Origin of the sequence: Mesobacillus jeotgali, assembly GCF_002874535.1 — a bacterium.
In the GTDB taxonomy this organism is placed as follows: domain Bacteria; phylum Bacillota; class Bacilli; order Bacillales; family Cytobacillaceae; genus Mesobacillus; species Mesobacillus jeotgali.
Genome location: NZ_CP025025.1, coordinates 359,440 through 380,767 on the forward strand (window position 1 = coordinate 359,440; position 21,328 = coordinate 380,767).

At 41.5% G+C, this 21,328-nt stretch carries 23 protein-coding genes; 19 read left to right on the plus strand and 4 right to left on the minus strand.

All coding sequences use genetic code 11. The annotated features are described in order from the left end of the window. The first annotated feature begins 9 nt into the window (after positions 1-9). Together CD004_RS01755 and CD004_RS01765 are read left to right on the plus strand one after the other, a co-directional pair. Entirely contained in the window at positions 10-222 is a 213-nt protein-coding gene (locus CD004_RS01755) for a hypothetical protein (protein WP_102261190.1), read from the plus strand. A gap of 699 nt (positions 223-921) precedes the next feature. Beyond that, positions 922-1,152: a hypothetical protein gene (locus CD004_RS01765; RefSeq protein ID WP_102261192.1), complete on the plus strand. Its 231-nt coding sequence runs from the start codon at positions 922-924 to the stop codon at positions 1,150-1,152. A 269-nt stretch (positions 1,153-1,421) separates the two neighbouring features. Here CD004_RS01765 and CD004_RS24570 read toward each other — a convergent pair whose 3' ends face one another. After that, on the minus strand, positions 1,422-1,985 hold the full coding sequence (locus tag CD004_RS24570) for a CBO0543 family protein (RefSeq protein WP_324782469.1): 564 nt from the start codon (positions 1,983-1,985) through the stop codon (positions 1,422-1,424). Between the two features lie 262 nt (positions 1,986-2,247). On the opposite strand from CD004_RS24570, the gene CD004_RS01775 reads away from it, so the two are divergent. The 3 genes from CD004_RS01775 to CD004_RS01785 all read left to right on the plus strand — a co-directional run bounded on the left by CD004_RS01775 (position 2,248) and on the right by CD004_RS01785 (position 6,593). Beyond that, entirely contained in the window at positions 2,248-3,579 is a 1,332-nt protein-coding gene (locus CD004_RS01775; protein ID WP_102261194.1) for a CoA-disulfide reductase, read from the plus strand. A 177-nt stretch (positions 3,580-3,756) separates the two neighbouring features. Further along, positions 3,757-4,620: a DegV family protein gene (locus CD004_RS01780; RefSeq protein WP_102261195.1), complete on the plus strand. Its 864-nt coding sequence runs from the start codon at positions 3,757-3,759 to the stop codon at positions 4,618-4,620. Between the two features lie 392 nt (positions 4,621-5,012). Continuing rightward, positions 5,013-6,593: a bifunctional metallophosphatase/5'-nucleotidase gene (locus CD004_RS01785; protein WP_102261196.1), complete on the plus strand. Its 1,581-nt coding sequence runs from the start codon at positions 5,013-5,015 to the stop codon at positions 6,591-6,593. A gap of 147 nt (positions 6,594-6,740) precedes the next feature. On the opposite strand, the gene CD004_RS01790 is transcribed toward CD004_RS01785, so the two are convergent. Next, on the minus strand, positions 6,741-7,607 hold the full coding sequence (locus CD004_RS01790; protein WP_102261197.1) for an STAS domain-containing protein: 867 nt from the start codon (positions 7,605-7,607) through the stop codon (positions 6,741-6,743). A gap of 455 nt (positions 7,608-8,062) precedes the next feature. Between CD004_RS01790 and CD004_RS01795 the strand changes: the two genes are divergently transcribed. The 5 genes from CD004_RS01795 (at position 8,063) to CD004_RS01815 (ending at position 11,731) form a co-directional block, all read left to right on the plus strand. Continuing rightward, on the plus strand, positions 8,063-8,911 hold the full coding sequence (locus CD004_RS01795) for a GNAT family N-acetyltransferase (protein ID WP_102261198.1): 849 nt from the start codon (positions 8,063-8,065) through the stop codon (positions 8,909-8,911). Then, on the plus strand, positions 8,902-9,384 hold the full coding sequence (locus CD004_RS01800) for a YdbC family protein (RefSeq protein ID WP_102261199.1): 483 nt from the start codon (positions 8,902-8,904) through the stop codon (positions 9,382-9,384). The genes CD004_RS01795 and CD004_RS01800 overlap by 10 nt, the downstream gene beginning before the upstream one ends. Before the next feature lie 100 nt (positions 9,385-9,484). Further along, positions 9,485-10,426 (plus strand): hypothetical protein, encoded by a 942-nt coding sequence (locus CD004_RS01805; protein ID WP_102261200.1) that lies wholly within the window; start codon positions 9,485-9,487, stop codon positions 10,424-10,426. A gap of 128 nt (positions 10,427-10,554) precedes the next feature. Next, on the plus strand, positions 10,555-11,160 hold the full coding sequence (locus CD004_RS01810) for a hypothetical protein (RefSeq protein WP_102261201.1): 606 nt from the start codon (positions 10,555-10,557) through the stop codon (positions 11,158-11,160). Positions 11,161-11,188: 28 nt separating this feature from the next. Then, the gene (locus CD004_RS01815) at positions 11,189-11,731 is read left to right on the plus strand and encodes a GNAT family N-acetyltransferase (RefSeq protein ID WP_102261202.1); all 543 of its coding nucleotides are present in this window, start codon (positions 11,189-11,191) and stop codon (positions 11,729-11,731) included. Positions 11,732-11,897: 166 nt separating this feature from the next. Here the strand turns inward: CD004_RS01815 and CD004_RS01820 are convergent, their stop codons facing one another. Then, entirely contained in the window at positions 11,898-12,080 is a 183-nt protein-coding gene (locus CD004_RS01820; protein ID WP_102261203.1) for a PspC domain-containing protein, read from the minus strand. A 2-nt stretch (positions 12,081-12,082) separates the two neighbouring features. Continuing rightward, complete coding sequence (locus CD004_RS23635; protein WP_158651457.1) at positions 12,083-12,250, minus strand: hypothetical protein; 168 nt, start codon at positions 12,248-12,250, stop codon at positions 12,083-12,085. 243 nt (positions 12,251-12,493) lie between these two features. Here CD004_RS23635 and CD004_RS23640 point away from each other — a divergent pair, with 243 nt between their 5' ends. The 9 genes from CD004_RS23640 (at position 12,494) to CD004_RS01860 (ending at position 21,295) form a co-directional block, all read left to right on the plus strand. Further along, entirely contained in the window at positions 12,494-12,664 is a 171-nt protein-coding gene (locus CD004_RS23640; RefSeq protein ID WP_158651458.1) for a hypothetical protein, read from the plus strand. A gap of 155 nt (positions 12,665-12,819) precedes the next feature. Then, complete coding sequence (locus CD004_RS01825; RefSeq protein ID WP_102261204.1) at positions 12,820-13,038, plus strand: hypothetical protein; 219 nt, start codon at positions 12,820-12,822, stop codon at positions 13,036-13,038. 174 nt (positions 13,039-13,212) lie between these two features. Further along, positions 13,213-14,631 (plus strand): tetratricopeptide repeat protein, encoded by a 1,419-nt coding sequence (locus CD004_RS01830; RefSeq protein ID WP_102261205.1) that lies wholly within the window; start codon positions 13,213-13,215, stop codon positions 14,629-14,631. Between the two features lie 852 nt (positions 14,632-15,483). Further along, the gene (locus CD004_RS01835) at positions 15,484-15,588 is read left to right on the plus strand and encodes a HepT-like ribonuclease domain-containing protein (protein ID WP_226678218.1); all 105 of its coding nucleotides are present in this window, start codon (positions 15,484-15,486) and stop codon (positions 15,586-15,588) included. 437 nt (positions 15,589-16,025) lie between these two features. Then, positions 16,026-17,606, plus strand: coding sequence for an L-lactate permease (locus CD004_RS01840; protein ID WP_102261207.1), 1,581 nt, complete (start codon positions 16,026-16,028; stop codon positions 17,604-17,606). 78 nt (positions 17,607-17,684) lie between these two features. Next, positions 17,685-18,392 carry a FadR/GntR family transcriptional regulator gene (locus CD004_RS01845; RefSeq protein ID WP_102261208.1) on the plus strand — a complete coding sequence of 236 codons (708 nt, stop codon included), beginning with the start codon at positions 17,685-17,687 and terminating at the stop codon, positions 18,390-18,392. A gap of 42 nt (positions 18,393-18,434) precedes the next feature. After that, positions 18,435-19,151, plus strand: a complete 717-nt coding sequence (locus CD004_RS01850; RefSeq protein ID WP_102261209.1) for a (Fe-S)-binding protein — start codon at positions 18,435-18,437, stop codon at positions 19,149-19,151. An 18-nt stretch (positions 19,152-19,169) separates the two neighbouring features. Then, a complete protein-coding gene (locus CD004_RS01855) occupies positions 19,170-20,597 on the plus strand; it encodes a LutB/LldF family L-lactate oxidation iron-sulfur protein (RefSeq protein WP_102261210.1) in 1,428 nt (475 codons plus the stop codon). Next, positions 20,594-21,295: a LutC/YkgG family protein gene (locus CD004_RS01860; RefSeq protein WP_180321267.1), complete on the plus strand. Its 702-nt coding sequence runs from the start codon at positions 20,594-20,596 to the stop codon at positions 21,293-21,295. The genes CD004_RS01855 and CD004_RS01860 overlap by 4 nt, the downstream gene beginning before the upstream one ends. The last annotated feature ends 33 nt before the right edge of the window (positions 21,296-21,328 follow it).

Here is a 21,328-nt window from a genome sequence, read left to right on the forward strand (position 1 = left end):
TGAGTTTTTATGAAAAAGTATCTTTATTCTACTTTAGTTTTAATTTTAGGTTTGGTCTTTACTATGTTCATTGGTGGAAGTCTTGGAGGTGGAGATGGAACAGTTAGTAGCGGAGTTTTCAACTCGGCTATGGCCGGATTGATCTTTGCCATCATATTTCTTAGTGCCACTATTATGTTATGTACATTAATGATCATTGAAGAACTGAAAAGGCAGTCTTAATAGGTTTTAGCTTTGAGCTGTTTAGAAAGAAGGGGGACGGGACTTGGCGGCTCACATTGTGTTTGCCGTCTGAGTCAAGGGATGTAATAGTTTAAATGGGAACGTGGGGACGGTTCTTCTGTTTCAGTAAATTGTATATTTTAACAGTTTATGAAACGCCAGAACCGTCCCTTTGTTTCTCCGGAATAAGAAGTCGGATACTGCGTCTTGTGTGAGGTGAAAATGTGATTCTGTGATACGGCATAACTCGTGAATAGTAGGAGGATAAAAAATGTGTAAATTAAATGCAAGTTTATTTGTAGCGATGCTCATTGTTTTTCCTTTGGGTATATATAAATCTTTTTACGAACAAGGGAGCATTCTTTCAACAAGTTATGGAATCCTTCTTCTCGGATTAGCATTATATCTATTATTTATTCTAATTAAACAATGCAAAAGCAGAAGGACAGAACAATAAGCATTGTTGATGGAAAAGCCGAGGGAGGACCCTTCTTTTGTCCCGTTAACAGTGAAAATATGTGGTATTGTGGGACGGGAATACCTACCCTCTGTCCCAAAAGGTCTTTTTCGCACTACATTGATTAGGAAGTGATCTTTTGACTGAAATTCAGTTTCTGGGCTCATCGAAGCCATTTAGTATGCCAAGGGAGATAGAAGAAAAAGGTGGGTTCTTTTTTGAACAGGGAGTGAGTTTTTTTTGTGCAAGATTTGGATGCGTATTGGATTGGGATCATGCAGCCATTTTTTACAATGTCTTATCTCTATGAGGCAAGAGGGTTGGGGAATAAAAACTTTTGGGCGTATATAGAGCATTATATGGAGCTAGGAGACGTAATCGAGTTATATCACATTCCTGTGCAAAACTGGTATCAGGATTCGATACGTAAAATGATAGATGGATCCTCAGCCAATTTCCATAAACATCGGTAGTCGTACATATGAGAATGTGTACGGTACCTTCATGCTCAAAGAAAAAAATTTGATTGAAGAGCTTTCCCATCTGACATTAGTGACGGAGTATGGGATTACAACTTTTTTAAGGTATTAGAAGGGGTTAGGAGTCTTCGGGGGAAAATACTTTTCCCTGGAATCGAAGACGGTTTCAGGTGTCTCGTGGATATGCATTTTTTTCCGATAGCTGAACTATCCCCTCTGTCGTTCCAGGAATGAAGACGAATGAATTGGTATGCCAAAAAGTCCTACTCACTTTTCATGTCTTCAGTATGGCCGATTTTTTTATCTAAGAAACGAATAAGTTTAATGGTTCTATTTACTAGGATAAAAGTAAACGAAAGGACTGCAAAAGTGGTATAGCTGTTCCAACCTTTGTGATACTCGACTAAATTCGTATTCTTTTCTAGCCAGCCCTCCATCAATGTCATTGGCCCACTGAAGAGAAAAACGCTTAAGAGCGTTTTTCCTGTCTGCATTTTATAAGTAAATTGATTGTACATAACACATGATAAAGGAAACAGTATGTATAGAAACACTATATTAGAGTCAAAAAACTTAGGGAAGTAACGGTGCGGATATTTCACATATTTTCTTTTTATTATAGGCCCATCGATGATCGTGGATACCAAAGTTTTAATGAAAAAAATGAGAAACCAGTCTTTTGTGTCACCTTTTCTTCGCAATAAAAAAAATAAACTTCCGCCAACACCAGCTAAAGTAAATAGGTTTAATAATGTCCGGTCCTTCATAGAATACACCCCTTTCAAAAAAGACACCGATGATAAAAATATTATTAGGAGAAGAAACATGAGTTATGCAAAAAATAATAAAAACAGCCTGAACGGGTAAAGTGATCCCTGTCAGGCATGGTTATCATTTAAAGAGACACGGAGAAGCCTCCAGTGTTCCATGGATATGCAATTTTGTGCGACTGTGGAACCGTCCTGTGTCTCTCTCGTTTTAGCGAAAGATAAATAGGGTTAATCAGCATTTTTCTAAAGTTGCCTATATATAGATATAAATGTTTAAAACTCAGTAATAAATGGATACACAAGGAGTGGAGGGATGAAGATGAAAATACTGATTATTGGCGGAGATGCAGCGGGCATGAGTGCTGCGATGCAAATGGTCCGGAACAGCACTGGACATGAAATCACGGTATTGGAAAAGGGAGGCGTGTATTCGTACGGACAATGTGGCCTGCCTTATGTGATCAGTGGAAAGATTGAGTCCACCGATCAGTTAATCGCGCGCACTCAGTCTACTTTTAAAGAGAAATATGGCATTGATGCACGAGTATTTCATGAAGCCCAAAAGGTAGACGTAGAAAATAAAATGGTCAGTGGAATAAATCTTAGTAATGGTGAAACGTTTAGCCTTCCATATGACCGCCTTCTGGTTGCAACTGGTGTAAGCTCGGTCATTCCTAAGTGGGAAGGTGTGACACTTCCTGGTATTTTCTCGCTAAAAACCATCCCTGATGCAAAAGCAATCATGGATTATCTAGAAAAAGATATAACTAATGTGACCGTGATTGGCGGCGGATACATTGGGCTTGAAATGGCCGAAAGTTTTGCGGAGCTCGGCAAGAAGGTCACCATCATTGAAAGAAATGAGCAATTAGCCAAAATATTTGATAAAGACATGGCCGAACTGATCCATGAAGAAGCAGTAAAGCAAAACATTGTGCTGAAAATGGGTGAATCCGTGGAAGCATTCGGTGGAAGTGATCATGTAGAATCTGTAAAAACCGATAAAGGAGAATATGAAACAGATTTGGTGCTAGTCGCTGTAGGTGTGAAGCCCAATACTTCCTTTTTGGAAGGAACAGGAATCAAAACAATTGGAAATGGTGCGATCCAGGTGAATGCCTATATGCAAACAAGTGTGGAGGATATCTACGCTGCAGGAGATTGTGCCACCCAATACCACCGGGTAAAAGAAAAGGACGACCATGTCCCGTTAGGAACACATGCCAATAAGCAAGGACAAATCGCCGGATTGAACATGGTTGATGTACATAAAACCTTTAAAGGAATTGTCGGCACTTCCATTATTAAGTTTTTCAATCTAACCCTGGGGAGAACAGGGATATCAGAAAAAGAGGCAAACAAGCTGAACATCCCCTATGGCTCTGTAACCATTACAGCAACTGATATCGCCGGTTATTATCCGGATGATAAAAAAATGAAATTGAAACTTGTCTATCATAAAGAGACACATAAGGTTCTAGGCGGGCAAATTATTGGGGAGAATGGCGTCGACAAACGAATCGATGTCCTGGCGACAGCCATATTTCATTCCATGACAACCGAAGAGCTGCTTGACTTAGATCTGGCGTATGCTCCCCCGTATAATGGTGTATGGGATCCTATTCAGCAAGCAGCCAGAAGAGTAAAGTAGCTGGTAACTGCAAAATAAATACTGTCGGCAAATTCGGTTTTCATCGAGTTTACCGATTTTTAATGCTGATTTTTAGAGCTAAAGAAGCTAGTTACCGAAAAGTGCCTAATAAAATATGTATTAACTTGAGCTGAGGTTGGGTTAAGATAAGGGTAGTAGCTTACTTGGAGGAAAGAAATGATAAAAATTTTGGCTGATTCAACTTGTGATTTATCGAATGAAGTACTTGAATTATATGACATTAGCTTAGCGCCGTTGACAATAAATATTGAGGGCAAGCTTTACAAAGATAGAGTGGATATTGAGCCAAATGATTTTTATGAAATGTTGGAAGGGTTAGCTGAGCATCCAACAACAGGAATGCCAAGTCCTGAAGAATACCTTAAGATCATAAAGAAAGCTGTGAAGGATGGGTGCGAAGAGATACTATGTGTATGTATGTCTAGCGGAACAAGCGGTGCCTATCAGTCAGCTGTGATAGCTAAGGATTATTTTTATGAGGAATCGCCTGATTCGGCAGTTAAAATTCATATAGTTGATTCTAAATGCATGAGTCATGGCAGCGGATGGTTGATCATGAAGAGTGCGATGATGCGAGAGCAGGGGGCATCATTTGAAGAAATCATCAATTTTAATGAAACTTATAAAACAAAAGTAAAACACTTCCTTTCAGTTGATGATTTAAATCATTTAATTAAGAGTGGCAGACTTACGAATGCAAGTGCCTTTATCGGAAAGATTCTTATGCTTAAACCGATCATGACGATGAAGCAAGGAAAAGGAGCAATTGTTGCAAAGGAAAGAGGCCGTAATAAAGTACTGAAGCATTATGTTCAGGAGTTTATTAAACGAAACGACAAAGAAATGACAGATTTTATTCTCATTGGATATACATCGGATAAGACCGTTGCTCAAACGCTACAAGAAAAAATCCGTGAAGAAGCAGGATTTTCAGGTGCTATCCATATCATGCAGATGGGAGTTTCTGTTGGAACCCATGTAGGTCCGGGAGCCATATCAATGTTTTTTATAGAGAAATGAGATAAAAGTGGATTCCAGCTTGGTATTGACGCTTGTATTTGAAGCTTTTTTCGTTAGTCAAACACTAATACTAGTTGTTATTGAGGCTGGCACTTCGCTAATCTTTAAGCAGCTGAGTAGCAGAGAATTAATGGGATATTTAAATGGTTGTAGAAGAGATACTGTTTATTAACGGTATCTCTTAATTTTTGGTTATGGGACATGGGGACGGTTCCTGTGTCCCTTGAAAATTGAAAAAATGTAAACAATAGGGACTCTTCTCTTAACTATTTTGTAAACGCGAGATCCGTCATGTGTCTCAAAGTTAAATCATCTTTTTGCCAGATTAATTTTGTTTGCTGGAGAGGAAGTGGTAATTTGTATGTATTCAATCAACTTACCCGGAGGTTTTTATGCAGGAGATAAGGGCAGGGGCGAAGCTGGTTATATTGGAGACAAGTGATGTTCATGGTTCCATTTTTCCAATTAATTATGGGACGAACGAGAATGTGCCACAAGGACTCTCATATGCAGCAACAGTTATTAAGAAGCATCGGAAGCAGGAGGAAAATCTCCTTGTGATCGATAACGGCGATTTAATCCAGGGAACTCCGCTGGCCTATCATTTTGTGAAATTTGGAGCCGATCTCCCTATTCCGATGATCAAGGTCCTGAATGAGCTGGAATATGATGCCGCCGTCATCGGCAATCATGAGTTCAATTATGGTATGGAAATCCTGAATCGGGCAGTGAGCGAGTCGGATTTTCCATGGCTGTCAGCCAATATTGTTGACTCGTCAACTCGCACTCCAAAATTCGGGACTCCCTATATGGTGAAAAAGTTTGACAGTGGAGTGAAAGCAGCGGTTCTTGGGTTGACCACTCACTATATCCCGAATTGGGAAAACCCTAAACATATTAAGGAATTAAAATTCGAGGATGCACTTAAGACCGCGAAAAAGTGGGTCAATTACATACATGAAAAGGAAAAACCGGATATATTGATTCTTGCTTACCATGGCGGTTTTGAGCGGGATCTTGAAACGGGCGGGGAAACGGAGAATCAAACAGGGGAGAACCAGGCGTATCGGATTTGTCATGAAGTTGAAGGAATCGATCTCCTGCTTACAGGCCATCAGCATAGAAAAATAGCCGGGGAGTTGAATGGTGTGACCGTCCTGCAGCCAGGATTCAACGGCAAACAGATCGGCAAGGCAACTATTTCATTCGTGAAAGATAACGGCAGATGGAAGATTGTCGATAAGGTGGCTGAGATAATGGAGCTTGAAAATGAAGAGCCGGATGAAAGCATCCTGACACTTGTTGAAAAATATGAACAGGAAACACAGAACTGGCTTGACCAGACACTTGGAACAATTGTAGGAAACATGGAAGTCACAGACCCGATCGACTTACGGACAAATGAACATCCCCTGATTGAGTTCATCAATAAAGTTCAGATGGAGGCAAGTGGCGCGGCTATTTCAAATACTGCCCTGTTCCATAATGAGGCACCAGGCTTTAGCAAGCAAGTAACAATGCGTGAAATTGTATCAAATTATGTTTATCCCAATACGCTTTCTGTGATCAAAATATCAGGGCAGGATATGAAGGATGCTCTTGAGCGGTCGGCCAGCTATTTCATAGTTGATAACGGTAAAATCGCTGTAAATCCAAACTTCTCTGAGCCCAAGCCACAGCATTACAACTATGATATGTGGGAAGGTATTGACTATATCCTCGATATTAGGAAACCAGTTGGAGAAAGAGTGGTGAAGCTCTCTCATAAAGGTCATGATGTAAAACCGGAAGAAGAGTTTGAGGTAGTGATGAACAATTACCGTGCAGGAGGCGGAGGCGACTATACAATGTTCAAGAACAAAACCGTTATCAAGGAAATCCAAACCGACATGACAGAACTCCTCGCAAACTACTTTCTCGAGCATAACACCATCAAAGCAACTGTGAATCACAATTGGAAGGTGATTTGGTAAAACACTAGAACCGCCCCTTCTACTTTTCCTATTATCGAGAGTGTTGAACAGTTAAAGAGGGTTTTGGGAATACTATCGCATTGTTTCAAGCGGTATAACTCTAAATACAAAAGAGACACAGGGGCGTCCCTGTGTCTCAATTTGGTATTACATTTGTGCCATATGAGTATCTGATATGAGGATTTTATTTGCCTTTAATGCTTGCTTTAAGGTTGCCTGTGTTGGTACTTTATGAAAGTTGATTCCTAGTTGGATTGCTGTCTGGGCTATTTCTGGGCGGATGCCGCTGATATACACTTTTACACCGATTAACTTCAGGATGTCGATAATCTGGAATAACTGATTTGCTACCATTGTATCAATAATGGAGACACCTGATAAATCGATGAACAGATGGGTTAAATGATAGTCTTTGCTTTGCATCAGTACGGATTCTGTGATGTACTTTGCACGCTGGGTGTCGATTTCTCCCACAAGTGGCAATACCCCAATAGAGTCAGAGAGTGGTATGATCGGGGCGCTCAATTCATTGATTAATTCACTTTGGACAGAGAGTCTATCATTGTAATAGTTATAATATTTTTCCGCAAAGGTTTCAATAATAGTATCAAATGTAGAATGGATCAATGTGCTCCAATGCAGAATTTCTGAATCAGAAATTTCCCCTTTATTCTCGATAACGAATTGGTGAATATGTTCCCAGAAAATACCCCTGAATATTCCGAATTGATGAATGACTTCGTGGATGGGTGTCCTTGTTTCCACGCGGTCCATCGCAACGGTTTGGGCCCACGTTTTAATCTCTTGATTCACTTCGTTTTCGCTAGCAACCAGTACATTAGCTACCGTTCTAATAAAAAGTCCATTTTGCTCCCTTAATCGGTTTTCAGCTTGAAGGTTGTCACAAGAGTAGACACTTGTTGGGTTGTTGGCTCTCATGCTTAACCATTTATTCGTGAGAATTGAAGGGTCTTCAGTGATAAAATCATAGAGTTTCTTATTATTAGAATTCATATTTTCTCCTTAATTTTAATCTGATTTCCGTATGGACATTTCTAATTTAAATATAAAGAAGATGTTATATAAAAGCAATTTATAGTATTGGAAGCAATGCGCTTGCAATAGAGACGTAGGGACGGTTCTCTTGTCCCATTCGGAAGTCGAAATAAAAGCTTGTAGAAGATAAAATCTTGTTCAATAAACGCCAATTAATTAATGTCTTTTTTAAATTTTGAAAGAGTGAATCGGCAATTAGGGGTTTATATCTGATTAATAATAAGGAAGCATGGGTTATTGAGACACAAGAACCTGTGAATCGCCAGTAAAAAGGAAGTTCTGGGACGAAAAAAGAGATTTTATGATTATGAGTGAGACAATATTAACCAAAAAAGCAGGATGAATCTGTGGATTAGCGAATATAGATTTGTAATTCAAGACGTTTCGCAAGGCTAGGAAATGGGGATGATGGGATGATTAAGCTGATAAAATATGAAAATCTCTTGCCGTTTAAAGAAGAGGTAACCGCGTTTTTGGAACAGGATGAAGTGGTCAATAATTTGCCTTTGGGAGTGCTGGAATCCGCGGAAAGAAACCCGCTGTTAATGGCTGTCGTTAAAAGGGATGAAGAAATTGTATGGGCTATGCTTCAAACTCAGCCGGATAAGATCATTTTTTCAAAAGCTGCTTCTTTTTCGCCTGACGAAGTACGACTGGTGGCAGAACAGATGCATCATGAAGTTGAGTGTATTCCAGGACTTATTGGTGACAGGAAGCTAATTTTCGAACTATCGGGCTACCTTTCTAAGCTAAGAGATGTGACAGCAACAGTGGAAATGGATCAGGGATTATACAAACTGGAAAAAGTGAAGAAGAAAATAGTATCCAGAGGAAAACTGAGGGCACTGACAGAAAAGGAACATGGTCTTGTAAAAGAGTGGGTGTATCAATTTTGCGAAGACGTGAACCTGCCCATCACCATGGCCGAAGCCGACGTCAAAGCGGATGAATTGATTCGAAGAGGACGATTGATGGGTTGGGAAATAGATGGGGAAATCGTTTCCATGGCAAATGCAACAAGGCCCACGAAAAGAAACATCAACATCAATTTTGTCTACACACCCATCAAGCATAGAAAAAAAGGCTTTGCTTCTGATTGTGTTGCAGCACTCTCACAATTGATGTTGGATCGGGGCTATCAAACAACGAGTCTATATACCGACCTCAGCAATCCTACTTCAAATAAAATCTATCAGGAAATTGGATATGAGTGGGTGGCAGATTCAGTTGTGATGGGGTTAGGAGGAAGGCCATGCTCATAAAATCAATCAGGTGTCAGGTAGATGAACAAAAGAAGGGATTATTTTCAGAGGGGCAAACACAATGGGAGCCACTCGGCCATATGAAAGGGTTTCTAGGACAGATAGGCGGCTGGTGTGAAAAGGAGCCAAACACAGCCTGGATTCTTGCTTTCTGGGAAAACCAATCATTTTATCAGCAGTTCATGGAGGAAGAGCATGATCGGATTTTCTTAGATTCGGGGCAAGGGAAAACGTATGACGCCATCTCCGTTGATTTTTTTGACATGAAACATCAACTACAACAGTTGGCTAGTGTAATGGAAACGGCCGAGGTCCTTAAAGCAGAAGTATTCAATTCAACTCTGAGGATTTCAAGAGAAAACAGCAGTGAAGAGACAATCCTTACTGCCAATGGTATCAACGGACATCTAGAATCTAGCCTTTCTGACAGATTTCAAGTAGAAGAAGCATGGAGGGTCGTTAGGAAGGATTAATTCACTTTTTTAACAATCTTTCTGGATTCTTGTTATATAAACAGGTTAGCTAAATAAGCAAGTTAGACAGGCGCTTCATTTATAAAAAGGGGATAATTAAATGGATCAATTTTATTCACTGTGTCTTCAAGGAGATCTGAATGCAGCAATGGACTACCTGGATTCTATTCAACCAAGGACAAAGGAAATGGAAAAAATTCAGAAGATGTATATGGAAAGGTTTTATTCTCCAGAATCGGATGAACATATTCTGGATGAAGATAAGTGGATTAAAGGTGTACTAGCTGCATACCATGATTATTTTCGAACCGTATTGACCAATGCAGCCTCACTTCATGAGGCGGAGGCAGACCTTAATAATAGATTAAGAATGCATTTAAAAGTTGAATCACCATCCACAATTGATGAAACTGAAAATGAGCTGGCTGCTATTTTCGCTAAAAAAGGCTATCATTTCTTGGGTGGAGTTACTCCTCCATATAGAGGCGCGTATATATGGAAACGTTGTGAACCAATTGATTTTAAGGTTGAAATTCCTCATCATTCGATCACTGTGACTGTACATATGATGTCAGATTTTTTGCTTGAAGGCTGGATGGGGTTTGCAACTTTTAACAATAGAACTGTCGGTGGATGGGCACAAGAAGATGGATTGTATTGTAATTCGAAGCGATATAAAAACTTAGAGCACGACGATTTTCAGGTATCCTATTTAAAACACGAAGCTCAGCATTTATCTGACTACAGATCCTTTCCAGGTTTGACGTCCGCTGAGTTAGAATATCGGGCAAAGCTAGTAGAACTTATCTATACCAAAGATCACTCAATATTAAAGAAATTCCTGAACGATGCAAAAAATGAACCTGAATTTCCCCACCCGTATGCGTCTTACAACATTATGAAGGATCTGTCTTTTGCAATCTTTGAAAAAGATTATGAGTCTAATATAAATGTTTGGTTAGAAGAAGATTATCAAGAAATATCTTCCGCAGCCCTTGAGCTTTTTGATAAGAACACAAGTGAACTAAAAATGAAGTACTAAATGGATTCTACCCTGAAGAAACAAAGGTACGATTCTCTTGTCCCGAGGTCTTGAAATTTGTATCCTGTTTACCGATATAAAACGCAGTCACAAACATTATTTATTGATAGTAAAAGAGGGAATAAACCATGTTTTGGTTCTTTATCGGAATATTTTTTGCTGATTTGTTATTAGGTTTCATGCAAGCGCCGGTATGGCTGTTTATTTTGGTCAATCTTGTTTTTCTATTGGCCTTTATGTCCAAAAGTTTTTATCCCGTTCTTTTTGAGAAGGATCCGGATAAGATCATGACCTTTATGAGAAAATCGAAGCAACCGCAATTTCAGTTTTATTATCATTTTTTCAATGATGAGTTGGAGGAAGCGGAGGACAAGCTGCCTAAGATTAAATCTCCTTTTTATCAAAAGCTGAATCACGTGAACCTTCTTATTAAAAGAAAGCAGTATGATGAAGCGGAAGAGTTGGCCAGTGGGTTAAAGGATAATATGTATAAGTGGTATTCCCTTGCTGGGATTGCGCTTGAGCAGGACGATCGTGAATCGTATAGAAATTGTAAAGAAAAAGTGAGGAATCCGTTTTATCAAAGGCTATTGGAATTGGAAGAAATGGTCCATGATGGGAAGAAGGAAATGGTGCTCGCTGAATTGGAAAACATGATCCCGACTCTAAGGGGATTAAAGCTGCTGAGCGTGATTCAGTATAAGCAGGATTTATTAAGAAGACAGCAGGATTAATTTTTCAACGAATAGATGGAGGCAACCGATGACAAACCTAACATTTAGACAGTTAAAGGTGGATGAGTGTGAACTGATGAAGGATATGGACGCTTCTCAGTATATTGGAAAAGCGTGGAGGGAAGTTGATGGCAAACGTCAACTGGTCGAGATCAATTACCAGGACCCTGATTGGCCGAATGGGTATGAACATCATTTCAATAATTTGATGCAAACGATCAGCGAGGGTGGGAGTGCGATTGGCGCATTTGACCGAGATGGTAGATTAATAGGCTTTGCCACTGTCAATCGGGGTTTCTTTGGCGAGAACTCTCAATATGTATTACTGGACCAGCTTTTCATCACACTCGAGCACAGACATAAAGGCATTGGCAAGAAGCTATTTTTCCTTTCAGCACAACAAGCGAAAGAGTGGCAGGCTGATAAGCTCTTTATATGTGCCGGATCTGCAGAAGAAACAGTCGCCTTTTACTTTGGAATCGGGTGTAAAGTGGCCGAAGAAATCCAACAGGAATTTTACGAAAGTGATCCAAGGGATTTTCAACTGGAATTCTCGTTAAGTCGGTTATAAGAAACGTGATATGTGCGGGGCATGTGGACAAAGTGACAGTTCTAGTGTCTCATAAGTGTTGTAAATTTGTGTATGACAGAGACAGCAGAACCGTCCCTCTGTCTATTCTGGTGACAGTTCTTGCGTCTCACAACAGCAGAACCCTCCCTTTGTCTCTTCCTTTTAATCATAATGACGGAGGGCTATCAGACATTGTATTAACAAGTATTAAATATATTAGAATATTAGCGCCAGGTAATAAAAGAAATATTAGTCTTACGGCCAAAGAAGATATACCGTAATACTCAGCTATTCCTCCGCAAACACCGGCAATGGATTTGTCTGTTGATGATTTTTTAAGATTTGTCATTCCTAGTTATCCTCTCTCTTTTCTGCAAATAACAAAAATAGTGTTGCTAAAGGTCCTAATAAAAGAGAAAGCAAAAACCAACTCAACCCGGTCCTATTCTTTCCTTGTGCAAGTCCAGCGTTAATTAATGCCAAGGTGCCCCAACCAACAAAATATTGATCATCCATCATCTTTTTCCTCCGGCCAACTAAAATTTATTAAAGCTAATTAATAAGCTTTAATAAAATACTCTTCTATTTATAAAGTATACTATCAATCACTTGAAAATTGTGAATAAAATCGGTAAATGTTGGAAAATTAAATTGTGTGCGCTTCATTTTTTTTCAGAAATGTGGGAAGCTATGGAGAAGGTTTGTTGACGTGAATAAAAAATACCTCCAGGAGAAAAATACTGAATAAACATTGGAGGGAAAATGATGCGGGACAAAAAACAAAAACGTCAGGAAGGCCAAATGATTAACAACGTCCAAAACGAAGAGCAACTGGAGATTAGTCAAACAGGTTATGGACTGGAAGCAGTTGAAAAAGGCATGGATTACATGGAGGGAGATCAAGAAAATTCGCCAAACTGTGGTGGATTGTAGTTGTTTTTTTTATTCATTGAATCATTTATACCAGGCAAGCCAAAATCCATTCTGTCTAAAAGGATGGATTTTTCTTTTTAGCTGATGAAACGGTAAACAGCTTGTCATTATTAGAAAATATGATTCATAAACTCTATCAAAAGGGGGGTGTAGAATTGAACCGAGTTCCAAACAGAGTCGATTATTATCTGAAAGACAAGTGTCTCTTAAGTGCCAATGTAAAGCATTGGGAGCAGTATGTTGCAGCTTTGAGGGCTAGTAATACTGTCACGCTATACAAGAAAGAATATGTGGTGGATAAAATAAATATGGTTCATGATCCCGCAACCGTAGTTTTAAAAATCAACGTTGAACCGCTTAAAATATATAAATAAGTATCCTTCGGGATGCTTTTTTTATGTAATGGCAAGGTTGTAGAAATTTGATTTAAGTGGTACAGCAGGACCGTCCCTATGTCCCTTTTCAAGTGTCGTCGCTTTTTTAAAAAGGGTAACGTATAATTAAACTATAGAAAACAATATACGATTCATTAGGAGGCTCAATGTTTCATGAAAAATGAACTAACAATGCCGACAAAAATATCGTTCAAATCTAATAGGGTTATGGTGAATGGAGAAGTTGTGCGGACAGCGATCTTCGCCAGATTCATGGTCGCAGAGATCCAAACTGAGGTAAACGAAAAGTATTATCTGATTTTCTACAAAAATGCCCTTATCTATGGTGATCAACTCGACAAGGTTCAAAAAGGTTCCTTTCTTGATAAAGTGCTGAATGAAGGGATCATTTTAAATCAAAAGCACCCGCTTCTACCTGTACTCATTCCCACGACAGCTTTAACCATACCAGCTAAAAACAAGCTCTTTAATCATCTCCAGCGCAATTATTCTCCCCTTGAAATACCATGTATTGCCGCAGCGCTCGACTCATTTTTCTCAACAGAACAGCTTTCCAAACCAATCGAAAACATCTTCTTCCACTATAGAAGAAACGGCAGTTTTTCTAAAGCCTATCAATCGATCCATCTTTTATCCGACTTATCTCCCTCCCTGGAGAAATTCAGTGATCTCCTCCATTCCCGGGAATACAGCTCATATTCCAATTTCTACACTACTTCATCTTTATCGGCAATCGAAAAGAAGGACCCCTTATTTGCAGAGTTCCATTGCTTTATGAATCGAAAAAACAGCGAACATTATCAAATGCTGCAAAAGATATTAATAAACGGAGAACGGTATGCAGAAGTTCTGCTGCTTTGGATGGATGATAAAAAGAATCTTACGTCTGAGTCTGTTAAGAGCCAGACAGATTTGGCCTTGAAATATCTCCCCCTTGAAAATTGGATTCAAGTCTTATCCTATGCAAAAATTAATCCATATAAATGGGTACCGGAAGCTCGAACTTTCATTGAGGGATTGATGAGAGTCGGACAATATGAGAAAGCGGCCGAATATTTATTCCCTTTCATTGAGGAATTGCCAGCAGAGTATCACCTGCTCCTTAATGAAATTTGGAAGCAGGTTGGTGCTGATTTTGTGGTTTCTCACTTGGATGAGTTTCTGCTGCTGCATCAGCAAGTTGCTCAGGAAAATGACCCGAGGCAATTTGAACAAAGAATTCTGCAGCTGACAGGAAAGCTAATGGAGGGGCATGAACTGAAAGTGGTCTGTGAAAAACTGAAGCCTATCCAGAAAAACTTTCCACATTCAATCACCATTCGCAAAATCAATGAAATGGCAGCTCTTCTGGAGAATCCTGACAGAATGATGGAATTGGGGCAATTTTACGCAGATTTCCACCAATATGATCAAGCAATCGAATGTTTCTTCTGGGAAATGGAGCTCAACCCGGCTGACCCAGCTCCGGTAAGGCAACTGAGTAAAATGTATCAACAGAAAGGCATGGTCAATGAGGCATCAGCCTATCAGCAAATTTATACACAATTAAGGAACGACCAGGAAACAGGTTGAAACTTCCTTGAGGTTACTGAAGCATAATTAAGTGATAGAAAAGCTAAATGAAAACAGCATGAGCCGAAAATCACGAAAGGATATTTGGCTCGTTACCCGAAGCTGTCACCTAAGCGAGCACGAGTGACTTCCTGCAAATTTAAGATTACGAGGTTAAAGGATTGGAATCTGTAATTGTGACAGGTTTGAAGGAGAAGAGGATAAAGCTGTCAAGAAAACCCCGTTATTGTGACAGGTTTGATGGAGAAGAGGCCAAAGCTGTCAAGAATCCGTTGTAATTGTGACAGGTTTGAAGGAAAAGAGGCCAAAGCTGTCAAGAAAATCTTGTTATTGTGACAGGTTCGAGAGAGAAGAGGTCAAAGTTGTCAAGAAAATCCCGTTATTGTGACAGGTTTGAAGGAGAAGATGGCAAAGCTGTCAAGAATCCGTTGTAATTGTGACAGGTTTGAAGGAGAAGAGGCCAAAGCTGTCAAGAAAACCTCGTTATTGTGACAGGTTTGAAGGAGAAGAGGCCAAAGCTGTAAAGAAAACTCTGTTATTTTGACAGGTTTGAGGGGGAAGAGGCCAAAGCTGTCAAGAAAACCCTGTTATTGTGACAGGTTTGAAGGAGAAGATGGCAAAGCTGTCAAGAATCCGTTGTAATTGTGACAAGTTTGAGGGGGAAGAGGCCAAAGCTGTCAAGAAAACCCCGTTATTGTGACAGGTTTGTGGAAGAAGAGGTCAAAGCTGTCAAGAAATCATCGTTATTGTGACAGGTTTGATGGAAAAGAGGCCAAAGCTGTCAAGAAAACCCTGTTATTTTGACAGCTTTGAGCGGGAGGAGGCCAAAGCTGTCAAGAAACCATCGTTATTGTGACAGGACATGGGTACTTCTCTATCGATTATCGTATCGTTTGGGATGTTGTCCAAAATAAGATGCCTGAATTAAAAAAACAAGTGGAACGATTATTAATATAAATTGAATGGGTTTTGGGCCATGGAAAGGTTTAAGTGTTCCATAAAACATAAAAGTGTGTTGTTTTGTGGGTCAACAAAACCTGCCCTTTAACTCCCATGAACAGGCAATTGTAGTGCTAAAAACGACTATTAATCACTTAGAATGTAAGAATCAAGTATCCTTCGGGATGATTTTTTTTTAATCGCAATTTTGTTTTTGAAAAGATCACTACTCCTTGCCAGAGACTGGGGTTTGGGGGTTTTTCTGGTTTAAATATTTTAATGGGACAGCAATACATTCTTCTGCCAATTTGTGATTTTTGTTATTGAATTCTTTTAAAAAGTATGGAAAAATAATGAGGTCATCAGATGACCGGATATCTGCTGCGCGTAATAAAACAAAATGCTTTAAACTATGAAACTATCAAGCTTTTGAGCAACTAGGGGGAAGGGATTAAATGTTATTGCTGATTGCGTTAAGTGCGATTATCGCTCCGTTTTTATTTCTTGTGATTTTGCGGATGCCAGCGGCTAAGGGGATGGCTTTGAGTTCACTGATCGTCATTTTGTTAGCGCTTACTACTTGGGGGATGCAAGGAGAAGTGGTAATGGCGTCGATTTTTCAAGGGGTACATAAAACGCTGACTATTCTTTGGATTTTATTTGGTGCATTGGTGTTGTTGAATACGCTTCGAAATACAGGAGCGGTCGTCAGGATTAACCAGGGATTTCAAAGCATTTCTGGTGACATGCGGGTCCAGGTCATTATTGTTGCCTTTTTATTTGGTTCACTGATTGAAGGAGCGGCAGGCTTTGGAACGCCGGCGATGGTTACCGGACCGTTAATGCTGGCTCTAGGGTTCCAGCCGATCGCAGCTGCAACGATTGCCTTGATTGCTGATAGTACCGCTGTCATGTTCGGTGCGGTCGGGACTCCAGTGGCAGTGGGACTGAGCAATATACCTGGTGCCGATACTCCGTTTTTCCATGATATTGCCGTTACCGTGACGAGTCTGGATTTACTCGCGGGTTCGTTCATTCCGTTTATTTTAATGGTGGTGTTAACGGTCTTCTTTGGAAGCGGTATCAAAGATGCGTTGCCGATGCTTCCGTGGACACTGATGATTGGTTTTATCTACACGGGCAGTGCGTTACTGATTGCTAGCCTTTTTGGGCATGAGTTTGTTTCTATTCTTGCCGCACTCATCACTTTGGCGGTGGCGACATTGACCGCGAAAAAAGGCTTCTTGCTTCCGAAGACAGAATGGAAAGCTGCAATGCGGAAGGATTTTGTCGTTTCGACTGAAAAGTCAAATATGAGCATTGTGACAGCCTGGTCGCCATATGTCGTTGTTGTTCTTTTATTGCTGCTCACACGGATTGTTCCAGCCCTGAAAGAGTTTACGAGGACAGCGGTTGACTTTACCTGGAGCAATATTTTAGGAGTTGAGGGTGTGACATCGGCCTGGGAATTCTTATATTCTCCAGGAACAATCCTTACTGCTGCGGCAGTTTTAGCGTTTTTATTCCAGCGCAAATCGTATCAGACTTTTACCAATGCATCGAAAGAGTCGTTATCGACGATGAAAATGACTTCGATTGCCTTGATTGCGACGCTTTCAATGGTTCAAGTATTTGTTAACTCGGGCATGAATCTCAATGAACTAGTCAGTATGCCTCAGTATATTGCCGAATCCTTTGCTGGCTCGTTAGGCTCGGTCTGGATTTTCGTTGCTCCATTCCTTGGTGAGTTAGGTGCGTTCATTACTGGAAGTGCAACGGTTTCGACGCTAACGTTTTCGCCAATTCAATTCAATGTCGCGGATGCCGTTGGTCTGGAGTCGAATATCGTGCTGGCAGTCCAGCTCATTGGGGCAGCTGCAGGAAATATGATTTGTGTGCATAATGTCGTTGCAGCGAGTGCGGTTGTTGGGGTGTCCGGTAAAGAAGGGGAAATTATTCGTAAAACTTTGGCACCTGCGATCCTGTATGGAATTCTTGCGGGAGTGTCTGGTTTTATCTTCTTAAACTTACTTTAAGCTGCCAAAAGGTCCCACTATCTTTCGGAGAACTAAATTCTCTGTATAATAAATAGGAATAGATGGGAGATGAATGATATGCCATATAAACGAGTGCAAGCAAAAAAGGTTTATGAACAAGTTGCTGATTCAATAATTGAGTTGATTAAAACTGGTGAGTTAAAACCAGGTGATAAATTAGATTCCGTCGAAAAGCTGGCGAAAAGCTTCGACGTTGGGAGTTCCACTATCAGGGAAGCGTTAAGTGGCTTGCGGACGATGGGGCTGGTGAAAATGCGCCAGGGTGAAGGGACATTTGTGAACACCTTTGATCCGTCGAAATTCCAGTTGCCCGTTACCAGCGCTTTCTTAATGAAGCTTGAAGATGTGAAGGAACTGTATGAAGTCCGTAAGATTTTAGAAATCGGCACCGCGGCTCAGGCAGCTGCTGTGCATGAAGAAGAAGATTTGCTTGATATGGAAAAAGCATTGATCGTAATGGAACATGCCAATGGAAATGAAGACCTCGCTTCGCAAGCGGACCTTGATTTTCACGTTGCAATCGCGAATGCGACACATAACAAATTGTTGATTAATCTGATGAGCAGCGTCTCGGCGCTAAATTCGCAAACGATCCAGGAAACCCGGAAGGTGCTCCTGTATTCTGATAACATCGTCGATGACCTGCATTCCGAGCATCGACGAATCTTTGAAGCTATTAAAAACCGACAGCCAAACGAAGCGCGCCAAGCAATGCTTGAGCATTTACAAAATGTCCAGGACCGACTTTTTAAATACATTGAGTAATTCGGGCGGCCGTCGAACGACTTTTACATGAGGTGAACAAACATGAAGGTTTCATTATTTAGTACGTGCCTAAGTGATATTCTCTTTGCGGATGTGGCGAAAAACACGCTTGAGATCCTTGAGAGGGTTGGATGTGATGTGGATTATCCGATGGAGCAGACATGCTGCGGCCAGCCTGCCTATAACAGCGGGTATTTAGAAGAAGCGAAAGCAGCGATGAAACAAATGATGAAGGCTTTCCGCCACTCGGAATATGTCGTTGGACCATCAGGATCCTGCGTGAGCATGTTGAAGGAATATCCGCATATCTTTGCCGGCGACCCAGAGTGGGAAGAAGAGGCGAAAGTCTTCGCTTCTAAGTGTTACGAAATTACGGAATTCCTTGTCGACGTCATGGGCATAACCGATTTGGGCTCGACTTTTAAAGGAAGAGTGACTTTCCATTCCTCCTGCCATATGAAACGTCTTCTTGGTGTAAAAGAACAACCGAAAATCTTGTTGCGCAATGTCAAAGGTGTTGAGCTGGTTGACCTGCCATGGGAAGAGGATTGCTGTGGATTCGGCGGAACGTTTGCCGTGAAAAACCCGGTGATCTCCCAGGAGATGGTGAGTGAGAAGTCACGTCACGTGGCAGAAACTAAAGCTGAGTATTTGGTTGGCGCGGATATGGGCTGCTTGATGAATATTGGCGGCCGCATGGAGCGCGAAGGCAAAAAAGTAAAGATCATTCACATCACAGAGATTTTAAATACTCACTAAGAAACGGAGGGAAAAAAGATGAGCATCAAAATTGGTGAGATTCCTTATAAAGAGCGTATCCAAAAAGGAATAAAAGATGATTTTATGCGGCAGGCTGTTTCCTCCGCGCAAGGAAGATTCCGGACTGGCCGGCTCACACAGGCTGAGGAGCTCGGCAACTGGGAGGACTGGCGCAATTTGGGGGAAGAAATCCGTACCCATACGCTGGAAAACCTCGATTACTATCTGCAGCAATTAAGCGAGCAGGTGTCAAGACGCGGCGGCCATGTGTTTTTTGCTGAGACAGCAGAAGAAGCAAACCAGTATGTTAAAGAGATTATTTTAAAGAAGCAAGCGAAGAAAGTAGTCAAAGCGAAATCGATGGTAACCGAGGAAATCGGCTTGAATAAGGCGCTTGAGGAAGTTGGCGCTGAAGTGGTTGAATCGGACCTTGGCGAGTGGATCCTGCAATTGGATGAGGATCCGCCATCCCATATCGTAACTCCTGCACTGCATAAAAACAAACAACAAATTCGTGAGACGTTTGCGAAGAAAAAGGGCTATACCGGATCTGACACGCCGGAGGAACTGGCCGCCTTTGCCCGTGAGCAGCTGCGCCAGGACTTTTTGGCTGCTGATGTCGGTGTGACAGGCTGTAACTTTGCGATTGCAGAGTCAGGGTCGATCACGCTGGTCACAAATGAAGGGAACGCTGAAATGGTGACAGCTCTTCCAGATACAGTGATTACGGTGATGGGCATGGAGCGAATCGTGCCGACATGGGAAGAGATGGAGGTCCTTGTCAGCCTATTGACGCGCGCGGCCGTTGGTCAAAAACTGACGAGCTATATTACTGCACTTACCGGAGCACGCCTTGATGAAGAGATTGATGGACCGGAGGAATTCCACCTGGTTGTCGTCGACAATGGCCGCTCTAAGATTCTCGGAACTGAGTTCCAATCCGCTCTGCATTGCATTCGCTGTGCGGCTTGTATCAATGCTTGCCCTGTTTATCGCCATATCGGCGGACATGCGTATAACTCGATTTATCCAGGCCCAATCGGTGCGGTCATCACACCGCTGCTCGAAGGTTATGACGATCATAAAGAGCTTCCGTATGCATCGACATTGTGTGCGGCATGTACCGAAGCTTGTCCGGTTAAAATTCCATTGCATGAGCATCTGATCCGCCATCGTCAGATCATCGTCGAAAAAGAAAAGAAAGCCCCAACCGCTGAAAAATTGATGATGAAAGGTTTTGCGGCATGGGCTTCAAACCCGTCAATTTATAATATGAGTGCGAAAATGGCCAAACCAGCGCTTGGTCCATGGACAAAAGACGGCATGATTGAAAATGGACCGGGACCATTAAAAGCCTGGACAGAAGTACGTGATTTTTACGCGCCACAGGGACAATCGTTCCGTTCGTGGTTCAAGCAAAGACAGAAAGACGGTGAATCCAAATGAGCATCCAAAACCGAGAAGCCTTTTTAGATAAGCTGGCGTCCAGACTAGGGCGGGAGCGACGGACATCAGGAGTGGAGCGGCCTCAATGGAGTGTCACCCCACAGGATGAAGTGTTCAAAGGCATGAGCCAGGACGAATTAGTTGATGTACTTGAAAAACACTGCAAAGTCATCCATACCACATTTAAACGGACAGATCGTGACGGATTAGCCAAGGTGTTGAACGAGACGCTGGAGGCTTATGAAGGTAAGTTAATCATCACGTCCAAAGATGCGCGTTACCAGGAGTATGGAGTTACTGATTTTTTTGAAGAGCAGAAAGAGAAGCTGGATGTTCATGTGTGGGATTCTGCACTGGGCAAGGAAAATCAAAAAATTGCAGAACGCGCCGATGTTGGCATCGTGTTCAGTGACATCACGCTTGCCGAGTCTGGCACGGTGACATCATTCAACACGAAAGACAATGGCCGCTCGATCAGCCTGCTGCCGCGAACATTTATCGCGATCATCCCGAAAAGCACACTCGTCCCGCGGATGACCCAGGCAGCGAGACACATCCACCAGGCACAGGCCAACGGCGAAGACGTTCCATCCTACGTCAGCTTCATCACAGGCCCAAGCAACAGCGCCGACATTGAAATGAACCTGATCGTCGGAGTTCATGGACCCGTTAAAGCCACTTATATTGTGGTGGATTAAGAGAAGTGGGACGTGGGGACGGTTCTTGTGTCC

What these genes read in the sequence shown, in the direction of transcription:
- CD004_RS01755 (WP_102261190.1), top strand. Translation starts at nt 10, where the DNA reads ATGAAAAAGTATCTTTATTCTACTTTAGTTTTAATTTTAGGTTTGGTC.
- CD004_RS01775 (WP_102261194.1), top strand. Translation starts at nt 2,248, where the DNA reads ATGAAAATACTGATTATTGGCGGAGATGCAGCGGGCATGAGTGCTGCG.
- CD004_RS01830 (WP_102261205.1), top strand. Translation starts at nt 13,213, where the DNA reads ATGAAAAATGAACTAACAATGCCGACAAAAATATCGTTCAAATCTAAT.
- CD004_RS24570 (WP_324782469.1), bottom strand. Translation starts at nt 1,985, where the DNA reads ATGTTTCTTCTCCTAATAATATTTTTATCATCGGTGTCTTTTTTGAAA.
- CD004_RS23635 (WP_158651457.1), bottom strand. Translation starts at nt 12,250, where the DNA reads ATGATGGATGATCAATATTTTGTTGGTTGGGGCACCTTGGCATTAATT.
- CD004_RS01850 (WP_102261209.1), top strand. Translation starts at nt 18,435, where the DNA reads ATGAAGGTTTCATTATTTAGTACGTGCCTAAGTGATATTCTCTTTGCG.
- CD004_RS01860 (WP_180321267.1), top strand. Translation starts at nt 20,594, where the DNA reads ATGAGCATCCAAAACCGAGAAGCCTTTTTAGATAAGCTGGCGTCCAGA.
- CD004_RS01820 (WP_102261203.1), bottom strand. Translation starts at nt 12,080, where the DNA reads ATGACAAATCTTAAAAAATCATCAACAGACAAATCCATTGCCGGTGTT.
- CD004_RS01805 (WP_102261200.1), top strand. Translation starts at nt 9,485, where the DNA reads ATGGATCAATTTTATTCACTGTGTCTTCAAGGAGATCTGAATGCAGCA.
- CD004_RS01845 (WP_102261208.1), top strand. Translation starts at nt 17,685, where the DNA reads ATGCCATATAAACGAGTGCAAGCAAAAAAGGTTTATGAACAAGTTGCT.
- CD004_RS01815 (WP_102261202.1), top strand. Translation starts at nt 11,189, where the DNA reads ATGACAAACCTAACATTTAGACAGTTAAAGGTGGATGAGTGTGAACTG.
- CD004_RS01840 (WP_102261207.1), top strand. Translation starts at nt 16,026, where the DNA reads ATGTTATTGCTGATTGCGTTAAGTGCGATTATCGCTCCGTTTTTATTT.
- CD004_RS23640 (WP_158651458.1), top strand. Translation starts at nt 12,494, where the DNA reads ATGATGCGGGACAAAAAACAAAAACGTCAGGAAGGCCAAATGATTAAC.
- CD004_RS01785 (WP_102261196.1), top strand. Translation starts at nt 5,013, where the DNA reads ATGCAGGAGATAAGGGCAGGGGCGAAGCTGGTTATATTGGAGACAAGT.
- CD004_RS01855 (WP_102261210.1), top strand. Translation starts at nt 19,170, where the DNA reads ATGAGCATCAAAATTGGTGAGATTCCTTATAAAGAGCGTATCCAAAAA.
- CD004_RS01780 (WP_102261195.1), top strand. Translation starts at nt 3,757, where the DNA reads ATGATAAAAATTTTGGCTGATTCAACTTGTGATTTATCGAATGAAGTA.
- CD004_RS01800 (WP_102261199.1), top strand. Translation starts at nt 8,902, where the DNA reads ATGCTCATAAAATCAATCAGGTGTCAGGTAGATGAACAAAAGAAGGGA.
- CD004_RS01810 (WP_102261201.1), top strand. Translation starts at nt 10,555, where the DNA reads ATGTTTTGGTTCTTTATCGGAATATTTTTTGCTGATTTGTTATTAGGT.
- CD004_RS01795 (WP_102261198.1), top strand. Translation starts at nt 8,063, where the DNA reads ATGATTAAGCTGATAAAATATGAAAATCTCTTGCCGTTTAAAGAAGAG.
- CD004_RS01790 (WP_102261197.1), bottom strand. Translation starts at nt 7,607, where the DNA reads ATGAATTCTAATAATAAGAAACTCTATGATTTTATCACTGAAGACCCT.